General features: G+C 53.7%; 18 protein-coding genes. 11 read left to right on the forward strand and 7 right to left on the reverse strand.

The features are described 5' to 3' along the window. From ACP5VX_RS02650 to ACP5VX_RS02665, 4 genes are all read left to right on the forward strand, one after another. On the forward strand, positions 1-675 hold a 675-nt coding region (locus ACP5VX_RS02650), incomplete at its 5' end, for a TCP-1/cpn60 chaperonin family protein (RefSeq protein ID WP_428724357.1). 75 nt (positions 676-750) lie between these two features. Beyond that, positions 751-1,065, forward strand: coding sequence for a DNA-directed RNA polymerase subunit K (locus tag ACP5VX_RS02655; protein WP_428724358.1), 315 nt, complete (start codon positions 751-753; stop codon positions 1,063-1,065). Then, positions 1,022-2,077: a site-2 protease family protein gene (locus tag ACP5VX_RS02660; protein WP_428724359.1), complete on the forward strand. Its 1,056-nt coding sequence runs from the start codon at positions 1,022-1,024 to the stop codon at positions 2,075-2,077. The genes ACP5VX_RS02655 and ACP5VX_RS02660 overlap by 44 nt, the downstream gene beginning before the upstream one ends. A 59-nt stretch (positions 2,078-2,136) precedes the next feature. After that, positions 2,137-4,185, forward strand: a complete 2,049-nt coding sequence (locus ACP5VX_RS02665; protein WP_428724360.1) for a DNA topoisomerase I — start codon at positions 2,137-2,139, stop codon at positions 4,183-4,185. Here ACP5VX_RS02665 and ACP5VX_RS02670 read toward each other — a convergent pair. Genes ACP5VX_RS02670 through ACP5VX_RS02680 form a run of 3 tightly spaced genes read right to left on the reverse strand, consistent with a single transcriptional unit; the run spans position 4,171 to position 5,239 of the window. Further along, positions 4,171-4,638 (reverse strand): signal peptidase I, encoded by a 468-nt coding sequence (locus ACP5VX_RS02670; RefSeq protein ID WP_428724361.1) that lies wholly within the window; start codon positions 4,636-4,638, stop codon positions 4,171-4,173. The genes ACP5VX_RS02665 and ACP5VX_RS02670 overlap by 15 nt on opposite strands. Then, positions 4,635-4,934: a chromatin protein Cren7 gene (locus ACP5VX_RS02675; RefSeq protein WP_428724362.1), complete on the reverse strand. Its 300-nt coding sequence runs from the start codon at positions 4,932-4,934 to the stop codon at positions 4,635-4,637. Before ACP5VX_RS02675 ends, ACP5VX_RS02670 begins: the two co-directional genes overlap by 4 nt. Next, positions 4,925-5,239 (reverse strand): hypothetical protein, encoded by a 315-nt coding sequence (locus ACP5VX_RS02680; protein ID WP_428724363.1) that lies wholly within the window; start codon positions 5,237-5,239, stop codon positions 4,925-4,927. The genes ACP5VX_RS02675 and ACP5VX_RS02680 overlap by 10 nt, the downstream gene beginning before the upstream one ends. A gap of 25 nt (positions 5,240-5,264) precedes the next feature. Between ACP5VX_RS02680 and eno the strand changes: the two genes are divergently transcribed. After that, positions 5,265-6,581, forward strand: a complete 1,317-nt coding sequence (gene eno / locus ACP5VX_RS02685) for a phosphopyruvate hydratase (RefSeq protein WP_428724364.1) — start codon at positions 5,265-5,267, stop codon at positions 6,579-6,581. A 10-nt stretch (positions 6,582-6,591) separates the two neighbouring features. On the opposite strand, the gene ACP5VX_RS02690 is transcribed toward eno, so the two are convergent. Beyond that, entirely contained in the window at positions 6,592-6,837 is a 246-nt protein-coding gene (locus ACP5VX_RS02690; RefSeq protein WP_428724365.1) for a hypothetical protein, read from the reverse strand. Positions 6,838-7,055: 218 nt separating this feature from the next. Here ACP5VX_RS02690 and ACP5VX_RS02695 point away from each other — a divergent pair, with 218 nt between their 5' ends. From ACP5VX_RS02695 to ACP5VX_RS02705, 3 genes are all read left to right on the forward strand, one after another. Then, positions 7,056-7,748: a CdvA-like protein gene (locus ACP5VX_RS02695; RefSeq protein WP_428724366.1), complete on the forward strand. Its 693-nt coding sequence runs from the start codon at positions 7,056-7,058 to the stop codon at positions 7,746-7,748. Positions 7,749-7,829: 81 nt separating this feature from the next. Next, the gene (locus ACP5VX_RS02700) at positions 7,830-8,633 is read left to right on the forward strand and encodes a Snf7 family protein (protein ID WP_428724383.1); all 804 of its coding nucleotides are present in this window, start codon (positions 7,830-7,832) and stop codon (positions 8,631-8,633) included. A gap of 32 nt (positions 8,634-8,665) precedes the next feature. Next, positions 8,666-9,820: an AAA family ATPase gene (locus ACP5VX_RS02705; protein ID WP_428724367.1), complete on the forward strand. Its 1,155-nt coding sequence runs from the start codon at positions 8,666-8,668 to the stop codon at positions 9,818-9,820. Positions 9,821-9,947: 127 nt separating this feature from the next. On the opposite strand, the gene ACP5VX_RS02710 is transcribed toward ACP5VX_RS02705, so the two are convergent. Genes ACP5VX_RS02710 through ACP5VX_RS02720 form a run of 3 tightly spaced genes read right to left on the reverse strand, consistent with a single transcriptional unit; the run spans position 9,948 to position 12,114 of the window. Then, positions 9,948-11,111, reverse strand: coding sequence for an OBG GTPase family GTP-binding protein (locus tag ACP5VX_RS02710; protein WP_428724368.1), 1,164 nt, complete (start codon positions 11,109-11,111; stop codon positions 9,948-9,950). Further along, positions 11,112-11,813, reverse strand: a complete 702-nt coding sequence (gene rnhB, locus ACP5VX_RS02715; protein ID WP_428724369.1) for a ribonuclease HII — start codon at positions 11,811-11,813, stop codon at positions 11,112-11,114. After that, positions 11,800-12,114 (reverse strand): hypothetical protein, encoded by a 315-nt coding sequence (locus ACP5VX_RS02720; RefSeq protein ID WP_428724370.1) that lies wholly within the window; start codon positions 12,112-12,114, stop codon positions 11,800-11,802. The genes rnhB and ACP5VX_RS02720 overlap by 14 nt, the downstream gene beginning before the upstream one ends. 87 nt (positions 12,115-12,201) lie before the next feature. Here ACP5VX_RS02720 and glmM point away from each other — a divergent pair, with 87 nt between their 5' ends. From glmM to ACP5VX_RS02735, 3 genes are read left to right on the forward strand one after another with little or no spacing between them, the layout of a single operon-like run. Further along, positions 12,202-13,578 carry a phosphoglucosamine mutase gene (gene glmM / locus ACP5VX_RS02725; RefSeq protein ID WP_428724371.1) on the forward strand — a complete coding sequence of 459 codons (1,377 nt, stop codon included), beginning with the start codon at positions 12,202-12,204 and terminating at the stop codon, positions 13,576-13,578. Beyond that, positions 13,575-13,976 (forward strand): Trm112 family protein, encoded by a 402-nt coding sequence (locus tag ACP5VX_RS02730; RefSeq protein WP_428724372.1) that lies wholly within the window; start codon positions 13,575-13,577, stop codon positions 13,974-13,976. Before glmM ends, ACP5VX_RS02730 begins: the two co-directional genes overlap by 4 nt. A gap of 57 nt (positions 13,977-14,033) precedes the next feature. Beyond that, positions 14,034-14,429, forward strand: a complete 396-nt coding sequence (locus tag ACP5VX_RS02735; RefSeq protein WP_428724384.1) for a DUF2153 domain-containing protein — start codon at positions 14,034-14,036, stop codon at positions 14,427-14,429. Positions 14,430-14,434: the final 5 nt, after the last annotated feature.

Genomic DNA, 14,434 nt, shown 5'->3' on the forward strand with positions numbered 1-14,434 from the left:
GGCAAGATCGTCAGCAGCGTGAGGGACCTGAAGCCCGAAGACCTAGGCTACGCCGCGCTAGTAGAGGAGAGGAGAGTGGGCAACGACAAGATGGTGTTCGTAGAGGGCTGCAAGAACCCGAAGGCGGTCACAATACTAGTAAGAGGAGCCAGCGACATGGTGCTCGACGAGATAGAGAGGAGCTTGAAGGACGCCCTCAATGTACTGAGGAACGTGTTGAGGGTGCCTAAGATAGTCCCGGGCGGTGGAGCCACAGAGATAGCTGTCGCTTTGAAGCTTAGAGAGTACGCCGCAAAGATCGGAGGCAAGGAGCAACTGGCTATAGAGGCGTTTGCCTCCGCCCTTGAGGAGATACCTTTGATACTAGCAGAGACCGCCGGCCTAGACCCGCTGGAGACCCTAATGAAACTGAGACAATACCACAGCGAGGGCAAAGTCAACGCTGGGATTGACGTCATAAATGGTGTTGTGAGAGAGGACATGACTGCCATCAGCGTCGTTGAGCCGCTGCTTGTGAAGAGCTCGATGATCAAGACGGCTGCCGAGGCCGCAGTCACGATACTGAAGATAGACGACATAATTGCCGCCAGCCCGCTGAAGAAGGAGAAAGAGGAGAAGAAGGAGAAGGAGAAGAAGGAAGAGGAAGAGACATCCCCTGGTAAGACCAGCTTTTAAGGGAAACATTTTTTAACCAAACAACTAATCCCAGTTCTCTATGCTGAGTGTTTATTGAAAATACGGTGTTTCTAGATGTCGACGCCTGAGACTGAGAAGCTCTACTACAACAAGCTCACGCGGTTTGAAGTGGCACGCGTTGTAGGGGCTAGAGCGCTCCAGCTAGCCTACGGCGCCCCTCCCCTTTTCGACATTTCATCTTTCCCCATAAAAGACCCTGTCGCGATTGCCATAGCTGAGTTAATAAGAGGACTGTTGCCAATGTCTATTAAGAGGAGGGGCGTTGATGGAAGCACAAAGCTCGTACCAGTCAACAAGCTTATTACAGACGATATTAAGCGATATCTTGAATCTATTCTCGAGAGCTGGAGTCAGAGTAGAAGGCTATAGCACTTACTACTCGGCTGGTATAGGCGAAGTAGCAGACGTAATCCTCGTAGAACCATTGAGCGAAGAACTCTTTAACAGGGTATATCGAGAGCTGGTAAAGAAAGGCTACATGGCAGCACAGTTGAAGTCCGAGAAGCCGGTTTTCAGGATTATACCGATCAGCAGTAAGCGGTCTAGGTGGAAGATTCCTCTCCTGCTCGCCACTATGGCCACAGTCTTCGCTACAGGTCTCGGACTCTCGGCGTCCTTTTACACTGCCACGGCTGACGTTGTCGCATGGAGTGTCGTCTACACCGTCATATTCATAGTCGCCCTGGCCGTTCACGAGTTCGGCCACATTCTGGCGAGCAAGAGGAGCGGTGTGCTTATAGAGGGGCCCTTCTTTATTCCGGCCCCCCCGATACAGCTAGGCTTCATAGGCACTTTCGGGGCTGTCATAAGCATGAAGACCATACCGCCAGATAAGAAGAGCTTGTCTCAAATAGGGATTTCAGGACCCCTCTTCGGGTTTTTGGCAGGGCTAGTCATAGCACCTATTGGAATCCTCTTATCGCAACCCCTAACAGTTCAACAAGCACAGTCAATGGTCGAGGCAGGTTTGGCGTCCCCGCTCGCAGGCGTCCCGCTGGTCTTCCAGGTACTCGAGTACTTCATGGTCCCCCAGGGTTACACTATACTCGTCCACCCGCTTGCGTTCATAAGCTACATAGTCTTCTTGGTGACGTTCCTAAACCTCCTCCCGATAGGACAGTTGGACGGCGGACACGTTCTCAGGAGCTACTTGTCGCCGTCTCTGTACGACCTCGCCGGTTGGGCTAGCATTGCCTTATTGATGTCGCTCGGCATCTTCTACGGAGTATACCTGCGGATAGGGATCATAGCCCTACTGTTCAAGCTCCTCTTCGGCAGGTACCAGCACCCTGGCTCGGCTAACCAGTATAGCGAGTCTCACAACTTGATCTACCTAGCGCTGTACCTGGTCTTGCTCGCTTTAACAGCCCCCATCCCATAATATAATCATGGTACTGATGTAACAAGAGGCCTCCCCCGTAGACCTGCACGGTGGACTATGTGACGTCGTTCGTAAACCTGTGGCAACTGAGAGGCAGGGTCGTCATCATAGCCGAGAAGCCTAAAGCGGCCAGCAAGATCGCGTCTGCCGTCCTGCCTAGTTACCGTAAGATCACGATACAGGGTATCCCCCTATACGTGTACAAGGGCAACGGTCTCGAGGTGACGGTCGCAAGCGCGGCGGGGCACATCTTCAACCTGTCAACGAAGCTCTCCGGCTACCCTGTTTTTTCATACGAGTGGGTACCTTTGTTCGAGGTCGACAGGAAGTCTCTGCACATAAAGAAGTTCTACCTAGCGCTCGCAGAGGCTTGCAGGGACAGGGACTACTATATAAATGCATGCGACTACGACATTGAGGGCTCGGTCATAGGCTTCCTCATAATAAAGTTCCTTGGAGACCCTAGGAAGGCTCTCAGGGCAAAGTTCTCGTCATTGACGCCCGCAGAGCTAAGAGAGTCGTTTAAGAGACTGACCAGGCTGGACTACGAGATGATAGAGGCGGGGCTGGCGAGGCACGAACTCGACTGGTTGTGGGGAGTAAACATAAGCAGGGCTCTGATGTCGGCCGTCGAGAAAGTCGTGGGCAAAAGGGTAATACTTAGCGCTGGGAGAGTACAGACACCAACACTAGCATACGTTGCCCAGCAATTGACCGAGAGAAACCTCCATATACCTTACCCGATCTTCTCGCTAAGCCTAGTAGTCGAGAAAAACAATGCGAGAGTCAGTGCTTCGAGGGAGAAAGGTGTATTCGAAACCCAGCGTGAAGCCCTCCGGGTAGCCTCTCTAATTAAAGAAAAGAAATACGTTCAGGTCGAGGACTACACAGAGGAAAGGGTCTCGGTACCGCCCCCGTTCCCGTTTAACTTGGGCGACCTACAGGAGGAGGCGTACAGAATATATGGTTTCAGCCCGTACAAAACACAGGAGATCGCCGAGAGGCTGTACTTAGAGGCGTTGATAAGCTACCCCCGTACAAACAGCCAGAAACTCCCGCCTACGCTGAACTACAGGGCGATACTAGACCAACTAGCCGAGAACCCTGCTTACAGGAGTCTCGTAGCGCAACTGGTATCCGAGACGGGTGGTCGCCTGAAACCGAGAGAAGGCCCTAAAGACGACCCGGCACACCCGGCGATATACCCAACAGGTGTCAAGCCCCCACACAACCTACCTCCAGATATGCTCAAAGTTTACGACCTAGTGGTCAGGAGGTTCCTCGCGGTTTTCAGCCGCCCCTACGAGCTTGTGAGGCAGCGGGTCGTTTTCTCTGCTGGCGTCCCGGGCGAGACGTTCTACAGTGAGGGGCAGTACCTCGTCAAGAAGGGGTGGCTGTCATACTACTACTTCCACACACCCGAGGAGAGGAAGATCCCCGTGTTCAGGAGGGGGGAGTTGGTGAGGGTCGTCGAGGTCAATTTGAAGAGAATGTCGAGTAAGCCCCCCAATAGGCCTACTAAAATGAGCATTCTCAAGTGGATGGAGTCTGTTGAGATAGGGACCGAGTCTACGAGGGCTAGAATTATCGAGACGCTATTTGACAGGGGCTACTTAAAGATGAGCTCTAAAGGGGTCGAGATAACAGACCTGGGTCTCGGGGTGATCGAGGTCATAGAGGAGTTCTTCCCCGAGCTAACTAAGGTGGAGCTGACAAGGGAGTTCGAGAAGTCCCTCGAGGATATAAGAGTAGGTAAGACTTCTCGCAGCATCGTGGTAGAGAAAGCCAAGCAGACGTTGTCTTCGCTGATCGAGAAATTCGAGCCTAGGAAAAGCGATGTCGGGAAGGAGCTGGCAATAAGGCTCGGTCTGATCGCCCCGGTCAGCAAGTGCGTGATATGCGGTAGGCAGGCGTTGTCCGGCAATATGTGTAGATATCACTACGAGGCGTATAAGAGGTTAAAGGAAGGCTACCTGGAGTGGTCTAGGAGAGAGGACGTCTCCTTCCAGGACTACCTGAAGCGTGTGGTGAAGTCCAAGTCCACCGGTAAGTGGGTCAAGGAGGTAGCCGAGGCCGTCCTTAGGGGGGACGTCCTAGGACTTGACTAGCTCGTGATACCATATCGCGAGGTAACCCAAGTACGGGATCTTAAACGTGTGCCCTTCCACTGAGAGGACCACCCCGACGATCCTGCTGTAGGACACTCCTACAGGGACCCCGTCGACGACGTCGAAGTATATGTAGTCTGGTATAGGATTGTTATCGCCCTGGGTTACGTAGTAGTACTCCCCGTTCTTTACTCTGACATCTATCACCCTGTGTATGATCAGTTTGTTGTAAACCCTGTAGATGACGACATCGCCGACCCTGATTTCATTGGGCGCTGGGCGGTAAGCGAAGACCAGATCGCCTTCTCTCATAAGAGGGTACATACTCGAGCCCTCTACAACGGCTACCGTCGTCTGCGAGCTGTTTATCAAGTAAAGGAGTACTTGCGTTAAGACGGCGACTACTAGTACAAGTGTCAGGGCTTTAAGAACAGCCCGGGTTAGGCCCCTCAAGGCCCCTCCTCGCGGAGGATTTCGTCTACGTCGAGTACTATCTCTTTGGGTTTCCTCTCCTCTTTCTCCTCGAACCTCTTACCGCCCTCGATTTCAACACCGCTTCCACCGACCTTCAGCTTGCTGATCGTTGCCCTCCACCTGTGTCCACACCTATTACACTTGACCATGCCCATGACGGTTATCGTTATCCTGCCAGCGCTGTCGGGTAGCGGCGATACCAGTTGCCACGTCTTCTCGACCGCGACGTCGGTGCTCCCGCACCTAGGGCACGTCAACTGCTTACTCACGGCCACCCCCTCAACGCTAGGATTAATGCTAAGTATAGGAGTAGTGGAGTTAATAACAGTGATGCCAACCCTCGGGCCAGCTTATCTGTCAACCAGTAGACCACGACCACGGCGAGGCCCACTAGGACAGGGTAGGCAACCTCCCCTCTCCTGGCCGACACCACGACGAGTGCTAAGTACAGGAGAGTAGACGGGTATGCCACGTAGATAGCCCTGTTCTTTATCTTCTCGTACGAGAAACTGGTGAACAGGACGTAGGCCACCATTACTAGAGTTAAAGTTATTACTTCTAAGACCATAGCTGGAAACATAGCGTACTCCTCTGGGGTGAGTATTGTGCACCTCGTTTACCACTCAGAGTATGACGAGGCGTTCCTAATAAAGAGTGTCAGGGGTAGGTGGGTTCTCGACAGCAGGGGGAACCCAACAGTCCAGGTGAAGGTTGTAACAGAGGGTCTCGGCGTAGGCGTGGGCTACGCTCCCAGCGGCGCATCCACCGGAACACACGAGGCCCTCGAGCTAAGAGACGGCGGTAGGGAGTTTCACGGTAAAGGCGTTAAGAGAGCGGTCGAGAACGTCAACAAGATGATAGCCCCCGTGATCATAGGGATGGACTCTAGAAAACAGTACGAGATCGACATGAAGATGATCGAGATCGACGGGACGAAGAACAAGGCAAGAATCGGTGGTAACGCTATAGTTGCTACCAGTATAGCGGTCGCGAAGGCGGCGGCTCATACCATGGAAGTACCGCTCTACCAGTACATAGGTGGTAAGCAGGCGAACGTGCTACCGGTTCCCATGCTCAACATAATAAACGGAGGGGTTCACGCTGGCAACAAACTCGACTTCCAGGAGTTCATGATCGTCCCCGCCGGGTTTACCAGCTTCAGCGACGCTCTTAGAGCGAGCGTCGAGGTATACCACGAGCTTAAGAACATACTGAAGAACAAGTTCGGGCCTATGGCCACCAACGTGGGAGACGAGGGCGGTTTCGCGCCACCACTAGAGAGGACGAGGGACGCGCTAGACCTCTTAATGGAGGCCATAAAAGCGGCGGGCTATAGCCCGGGCGACCAGATAGCCCTAGCTCTCGACGTGGCGAGCTCTAGGCTGTACAAGCAGGACAAGGGCGTTTACGTTGTTGAGGGGGCCGAGCTCACGAGCGATAAGCTACTGGAGTACTATGCTGGGCTGGTGAGCGACTACCCGATAGTAAGCATCGAGGACCCGTTCCACGAGGAGGATTTCGAGACGTTCGCTAGGTTTACGAGCGAGTTTGGCTCTAAGATCCTCATCGTCGGCGACGACCTGTTCGTGACAAACCCGGAGAGGCTCGGCAGGGGTATTGCTACAAGGGCCGCTAACGCTATACTAGTCAAAGTAAACCAAGTAGGCACCCTGAGCGAGACGTTCACAGTTGTGGACATGGCGAAGACGGCGGGCTACAGGACTATAATAAGCCACAGGAGCGGTGAGACCGAGGACACGGCCATCGCCGATATAGCTGTCGGTGTAAGAGCCGGGCTTATAAAGACGGGAGCGCCAGCTAGAAGTGAGAGAACGGCCAAGTACAACAGGTTGCTGGAGATAGAGGAAGAGGTCGAAAAGCCGGTGTACCCGGGCTTCACCGTATTTCCGAGGAAGCCCTAGACGTAAAAAATCATGGTAGGATTAGCCCTAGGACGATCAAGACGGCGGCCGTGACCACCATTAGTTTGAGGAACCCACTCACGGACATGTTTGGAAGTGCCTTGATCAGCCTCACGAGTCCTACTACTAGCAGCGACAGCGCTATCACCAGTATTATTGCCAGCCCTACGAAGAACAGTACCGCCCCTACTCCTCCAGCTCCCGATAGCGCGTTAGCTACACCACTGAATACCTGGGACGCCACTCCTAGCCCCATGCCATTCCCCTCCCTAGAGTCGGGTTGTTAGATTTAAAAAGAGGGAGGCTCTTACGCTATTTTGATGATGACGGTTAAAAGCGTGGAACGCCGAGCGGCGATGCCAGGCACCAGGCTTCTGAGGAAGCCTCGGGTTCTATTACTGCTCTAGGCCTCTCTCAGCCCGGTCGTTTATAACGGATCTCATGGGGATAACTGGTCGGTCGAGAGGTGTTAGTATGGAGATACTAGTAGACCAGATCGACGAGTACCTGGGTAAGCCGGTTGTAGACCCTTACGGTAGAAGGCTTGGTTACGTAATCGGCTTCTACAGTGACGCAGACGGTAAAGTAAGGTCACTAGAGGTGAGTCTCGGCGATGTGGAGTTCAAGCAGGTAGACATAGAGAGGTTCAAGTTCGAGAACGGCAACATAGTCCTACTACCCGAATGGGAGTTCATGGCTGTTCAGCTCGAGAACAGGATTTTGAGGCTTAAGAAAAGGATGGCGGCGCTAGAGGAGCTCAACGCTAGGAAGGACTTACCGAAACACGCCTATGACTCTTTCAAGAAGTCCCTTGACGAGAGCCTGATGAAGGTGAAGGAAGACGCTAAGACCGTGAAGGAGATGCTCAGAAAGAGGATACACGAGCTGGAGGACACGATACTCGAGCTAGAGAAGGCCATGACTAGTATCAAGGTGAGCTACCTCTCGGGCGAGATACCTGAAAAAGCCTACAAAGCCGCAAGCGAGCAGATTAGGAGACACTTAGAGAGTTGCGAGATGGAGAAGGAGAGCGTGAAACAACACTTAGACAAGATAGAGGCATTAGAGAGCCAGCCTGTAGACCTGTCCGTCAAGGCGACCCCCGTTCCTCAACCTCAGCAGCCCTCTGGCCAGCCCATGCCAGTTGTCGTGATCGAAGGCGGCTAGTATTAACGGGATAAGACTCCGACGGTTTTTTAAAAGCCTTCCTAAAGCCATATCTTCAACGGCAGGGTGTTAAGCTTGTCCATGTCTAGTGCTGTGACCCGGGGAGGCTTGCTGTCTAGGATAATATGGGCCCTGAAACCCAAAGACCCCACTACCAAGAACCTTTACGACGCCATAGTCATACTAGAGAGGATGATCAACAGCCTGGAGTCCTCGAAGAGGAGCCTTAAAGCTGTCGTAGACGAGCACGCGAAGAGGTCTAAGATGGCCGCCCAGGACGGGAAGACGGAGTTCCAAGCGATTTTCGACGAGGAAATAAAGCACATCTCTAGCCTAATGGCCATATTCGAGAAGGTCACCTACGACCTCCTCAGGGTGAGGTACAGGCTCGAGACACTGACACTAGTCGAAGAGCCCATGAAGATGCTGCCAGAGGTCATAAGGGAGCTACAAGACTTAAGGCCCGAAGTAGAGAGGATAGCGCCCGAGCTCACGACTATGCTCAACGAGGTCGAGAGGAAGGTCTCCAGTATAATGGCTGTCTCCAACCTGGGGACATCTACGCTAACTCTATCAATACCCAAGAAGCATGTACAAGAGGCACAAGGAGACGCGAAGACTGCTGCCGCACAGCTACCTCCTCTCCCACCTACGGAGACCCCTCTCTCAAGTAAGCAGGGTCGAACAGAAAAAAGAGAAGTGGCCGTGGAGACGTCCGTCCCTATAAACGTTATTGCCCAGTGGGTGCTCGACGAACTGAGGAGTAGCGGCGGAATCTTGGACTTGCCCTCCTTTACGTCCAAGTTTAGGGTGAGCAAGGAAAAGGTCTTCGAAGCGCTGAGATACCTGGAGGAGAAAGGAGTAATTAAGGTTAAGCGGTATTGAACTGACCCCCCTTTTTCCTCGGGGTGTACCCGATGGCCATGCACTACTTAGTCGAGAAAGGAACCGAGTACGCTAGGCTCGCGGTCGAGCTAGACAAGAAAGGGGAGTACGAGAAGGCCATAAAGTACTACAAGGCCGCTATCGAGCTCTTCTCCAAGTACTTATCGCTCTACCCGGATAACTCGCTAGCAGACTTCTACAAAGACTTGATCGCCAAGTACAAGTTGAGGATCGAAATACTTGAGAAACACATGGAAAAGGCCAGCGTTGCTGGGGGCTCGCCTGGAGACGCCTCTAAAGACGACGTAGAGGTCTTGATGCCGGACAAGAGGAGTAACAAGAAGAAGTTCGACGACCTAGTCGACCTGGAGGAAGTGAAGAAGGCCCTGAAGAGGGCAGTCATCTACCCTGTAAAGACGCCACACCTATACCCGCTCGGGTGGCCCAAAGGCATACTCCTGTTTGGTCCGCCCGGCTGCGGGAAGACGGAGATATCTATTGCGCTAGCCAACGAGATAAATGCGGCGCTCATAAACGTGAGCCCCGCGACAATTATGAGCAAGTGGCTTGGAGAGTCGGAGAAGAACGTAGCCAAAGTGTTCAACAAGGCCAGGGAGATCGCCTCTAGCGGTATCCCGGTCATCATTTTCATCGACGAAGTAGACGGTCTGTTCCAAGAGTACAGCGACGAGGTCGGCGGCGAGAAGAGGATGCGGAACCAGTTCTTGATGGAGATGGACGGTTTGAAGGAGAAAGAAAACAGTAAGCTACCACTGTTTGTAATCGGCGCCACCAACAAGCCGTGGAAACTCGACATAGGCTTCATCAGGAGGTTCGAGAAGAGGGTGTACGTGCCACCGCCGGACAAGGAGGTCAGGAAGGCGCTCTTCAAGTACTATATCGACAAGCTCTCTACCGTCTATAAAGCCGACGAGCTGGACCTGGACAAGCTGGCCGAAATGACCGAGGGGTACAGCTCCGCCGACATCGCCTCTATCGTGAAAGAGGTGCAGAACAACATCGCGGAGGAGTTGAACGAGAGGCAAGACGGGAAGACCTCGGGCAGCATCGAGAGGAGGCTCACTATGGAGGACTTCATCCAGGTGATAAACAGAAGGAAGCCGAGCATATCGCCGAAGATGATCGAGGCCTACAAGATATGGTACGAGCAACACGGAGCTACGTGAGCTTAGTTCATAAACCCCCTTGCAGAACATTATTGGTGAGGCGATGAAGCGAGTCATGCCTCTTGAGCTCGTGATCGGCTCAGGGGTAGACGAGCCGATGACCCAGGGCAGCGCAACGTATTCGGCGTCAGTCTTTTAGGTGGATCTCGACAACGTCCTTGTCCATTAATACGTGGTCGAGCCCGACCTTCTCGCCGGGGTACTTCGACGAAGGACCCCATATCCTGGCGTAGTGGAAGTTCTTAACGAAGTCCTCGTGGATGCGCCTGGCGACGTCTAGCACCGTTGCCCCTCTCTTGAGGATGAGCGGCTTATTCGAGACTCCTCCGTGAGGAGACTTTGTGTAGACGCGGATGATCTCCAGCTCCCTGAAGATCAGCTCGCCCAGCTTGTCGAGGCCCTCACCAGTCAGCGCTGACACCCCTACGACCACGCCAGAAACGCCAGCCTTGCTCACGAGCTCCTGGACGGCCGCCTTGTCGCCGAGATCGATCTTGTTAACCACGGTGACCGAGGGCTTGTATAGGACGTTTCCGAAGATCGCGTGCTCGACGTCGTCGAGGCTTACGCTACCTATAATCCTGACGTGCGCGTTGTAGATGTTGTAGGACGCCAGAAGCTTCTTTACGTCCTCGACAGTGGCGTTGACGAGCTCGCCCATCATGGTAACCCTTATACCCACTTTCCCGGTCTTGAACCTCTCGATCTCCACCCTACCTTTCGGCTTTGTAAGCAGTATCCCAGCCGACTCCAGCTCCTTTCTCAACGCCAGGTAGTCGCTTACGACGTCCCTGGTAGCGTCTAGGACCAATAGGATCAGGTCAGCGTTTCGGCAGAGACCCATGACCTTGGTGTTGTACGGGCCTTTACCCGGCAATATCGGTGGGGTGTCGACCAGCTGGAAGTATATGTCTTCGTACCTCAACATACCTACCTGGGGGAACGTCGTAGAGAAGGGTACTTCGGAGACTCTCGTTTTAGCACCTGTCAGTTTATGGACTAAAAGGCTCTTACCCGAGTTAGGTAGCCCAACGAGTACTACCTGGGCAGCCCCCTCCTTCTCTACAAGGAAGCTTACCCCCCGCCTGGTAGCCTTCCTCTTCCTCTCCTCCAGCTCGTCTCTCAGCTCGGCTAGTCTTTTAGTAGCCCACTCCCTCAGGTTCTCGGTCCCCTTGTGTTTAGGGACCGCGGATAGGAACTCTTCGAGGGCTTTGATCTTTTCCTCCAGAGTCCTAGCCTCGAGTACTTTCAGCCACTTGGCCTTGGCCTCGGCTGGAAGGTTCGTCACCATCTAGGTCTCACCCCTCTTAATGTAGTCGAGGAGGCTTCTAGCACTCTTCTTCCACCATGAGGGGGCAAGTCTCTCCAGGTTCCTCCACTTCCTTCTCACTATGAGTGGTGGTGGGCTTAGCTTAGAGTACTCGGTCACCCACTTAACCGTCTTCGGGTCAGCGGAGTAGCCTGAACCGAAATCGCCGAAGAGGACTCTACCAGGCTGGATACTCTCGTCTCTGAGCGTTTTGGCTATTATGCTCGCCAGGGAGACCACCGGGTACTTGGAGTCGGCCTTTGGCTCCATGACGAATACCGCTAGCTTGTCCCCGTAGAGCTCTATGGAAAAACGTCTGAGCTTGGACTCCCCGCCCTTTATCTCGTCGACATAGATCTCGACCTCCCCGCCTCTCCACGCTAACTCGCGGATCAGGAGAAGCACCGTCTTGGCGGCCTCTAACGTGGCCGTGTTTAAGTTCTTCGAATCTATTTCGGCGGCGTGGACGTAGATCGAGACGAAAGACATCGGAACTTCGCTTAGGACTGCCGCCCTTGCCTTGGACCTTGCGCCGGGAGACAAGGCCTTGCTATCCCTGACGCCGAGCTGTTCGAGTATATTTATTACGCTACTAGACACTGCTACGCCGGTAACTACCATATCCCCGATTAAAGGCCCTCTCCCCGCCTCGTCTATCCCTATGACGAGTCTATGTTTTGTCAAGACAGATGTTGACCTCTTCTACGCCGCTTGATCTAACAAGCTCGGTGTAGCCTGTGAATTTAAATGAGCAATCGCAGTTTAAAACGAGTTCCGGTGGGTACATTACGTAGAGCTTGAGCATGTTCTCCTCGCCGAAATCGCTGACCTTCACCAGCACGACCTCCTCGTCTATACTCCGCGCCAGCCCTCTAACAAGCCTCTCGACGCCTCTAGTATACATGAGTACTTTCCTCGTGCCCTTGTATTTCTTGACCTCGGCTAGGTCGTCGCAACCCTGCGATGCTAGCACTACTACGTACATCGGGCACTCCTAGCCTAGGGTTCTGCCAGAGTTTATTAAAATACTTGGTAACACCTCTTATTAGTGGTCGAACGTCAGGTGTAGGTCTTGGGTAAGTTCTTTGGCACAGATGGGATTAGAGGCGTCGTCAACGAGACCCTAACACCCGAGTTCGTCTTGAAGATGGCCCAGGCCATAGGCAGCTACTTTGGAGAGGGGTCTAAAGTCGTCATCGGCAGGGACTCTAGGGCTGGAGGCGACATGATCAAGAGTATCGTGATAGGGGGTCTGTTGTCGGCGGGGGTCAAAGTATACGACGCCGGTTACACTCCGACACCCGCGCTCCAGTACTGTGTTAAAAAAGAGGGTTTTGACGGAGGCGTGATGATCACCGCGAGTCACAACCCACCGGAATACAACGGGATAAAGGTGATCGGGCCGGACGGCGTCGAGATACCCAGGGAACACGAAGACGAGATCGAAGACATCTACCTGAACAGCAAGTTCAGGGTTTCTAGCTGGAGGAGCGTGGTGAACGACGTCGTCGAGTTCAAGGTGTGTAACGACATATACGTGGAGGGCGTCGTCAAACTCGTTGACAGAGACCTCATAGCGAAGGCGGGCTTCAAAGTAGTTGTAGACCCCGTCAACAGCGTTGGCGCCTTGACCACGCCCAAGATCGCTATGAAGCTCGGCGTCAAGGCCGTGGTCGTCAACGGCACGCTAGACCCCCTCTTCCCCGCCAGGAGCCCGGAGCCCACGCCTGAGACGCTCGTGGAGACTGCGAAGCTGGTTAAGGACTACGGGGCCGTAGCAGGATTTGCACACGATGCCGACGCGGACAGGGTCATAGTGATAGACGAAAACGGGGTCGTGCAGTGGGGGGATAGGACAGCCGCGCTCTTGGCTTACTACCTGAAGAAGGAACGGGGCGAAAAGGGGTCTAAGGTCTTCACGGCGGTCTCTAGCAGTACCGTGATCGAAGACGTGCTTAAGCCTCTGGGCGTCAGTGTAGTGTGGTTGAAGGTCGGGAGCGTCGACATAGCCCACGAGATGAAGAAACACCAAGACGCGTTGTGCGGGTTCGAGGAGAACGGCGGGTTCATGTACCCCCCGCACCAGTACGTTAGGGACGGTGGGATGACTATGGCGCTGTTCCTCGAGATGCTCGCGAGGCTCAGGGCTAAACCTAGTGAGCTGTACGGCATGTTGCCCAAGGTCTACGTCTTGAAGAAAAAGTACGGCATGGACAGGGAGACTGCGCTGAAAGTAGTCGAGAGGGTGAAGGAGGAGTTCAAGAACGAGAGGCAGATAACCGTAGACGGCGTCAAGGTGATTGGCAGAGGCTACTGGGTGCTCGTCCGTCCAAGCGGCACAGAGCCCCTCCTTAGAGTGATGCTGGAGGCGGAGAGCGAGAGTAAAGCTAGGGAGATAGTTGAGAGGATAGAGAAGATCATCGGCGAAGTAACGAGGGCGAGAGCATGATGCGCTATTGGGGCGTAGACTTTATACGGTGCGTCGAGTGTAAGTACCACCCTCTCCAGCTAGTGGTGTTGGAGTCCGAGGAGCAAGACGTCGATGTTACAGGGCTGGAGTTCCCTATATGCCGTAATTACTGTGCCTACTTGAACAAGCCCGTAGTCAAGGGGGAGCAGTACCCGTGCGACAGGTGTTTAAGAGTAGGCATCAAGACGGGCGTTCTCTACTGTCCTAACTGCGGCAGGTGGTACCCGATCAAGAACGGTATAGTCTACTTGCTACCGGACAAGAAGAGGAAGGCCGAGTCAGACCTCAAATTCCTGGAGGCTTATAGAGACAAGCTCCCCAGCCACGTGGTCTACGAGGGGAAGCCGTTCAACTTGTCCAAGACTCATGGGGGCTAGAGCTTATTAGGGTAGCTACCAATTACACCTTAACAATCAGCCTGGATGTGGGTTGCAATGGGGGACATCTTCGCAAACCTAGAGGCGTGGGTTAAGAGGCAACAGGAGGTCAAGGAGGGGTTCAAGAAGGCGGAGGCGGACTACAAAGAGGCAGATAGACTCGCCCTGATACTGCTGTCTAGAATGGCCTTCCAGCACATGATGAGGACTATAGAGGCCTTCGACCAGTGGTTGAAAGACCCGGCTATCACAGCTCACATGCCGAGGGAGATGCTGGTGGAGCTGTGGGAGAAGCTTAGGGTGCTACTCTACGGTCTCATAGACCTAGACATCGAGCACACGAGCAGGTACAGCGAGTTCTTGAAGAAATTGTCGGCGGAGGGTAAACTAAACCCGCTGTTGTTCTACGAGAAGGGGGAGAAGGAGCCCAAGAGGGTACAGCTCCAAATATAGCATTA

This window comes from Thermogladius sp. (assembly GCF_049970955.1).
GTDB lineage: Archaea > Thermoproteota > Thermoprotei_A > Sulfolobales > Desulfurococcaceae > Thermogladius.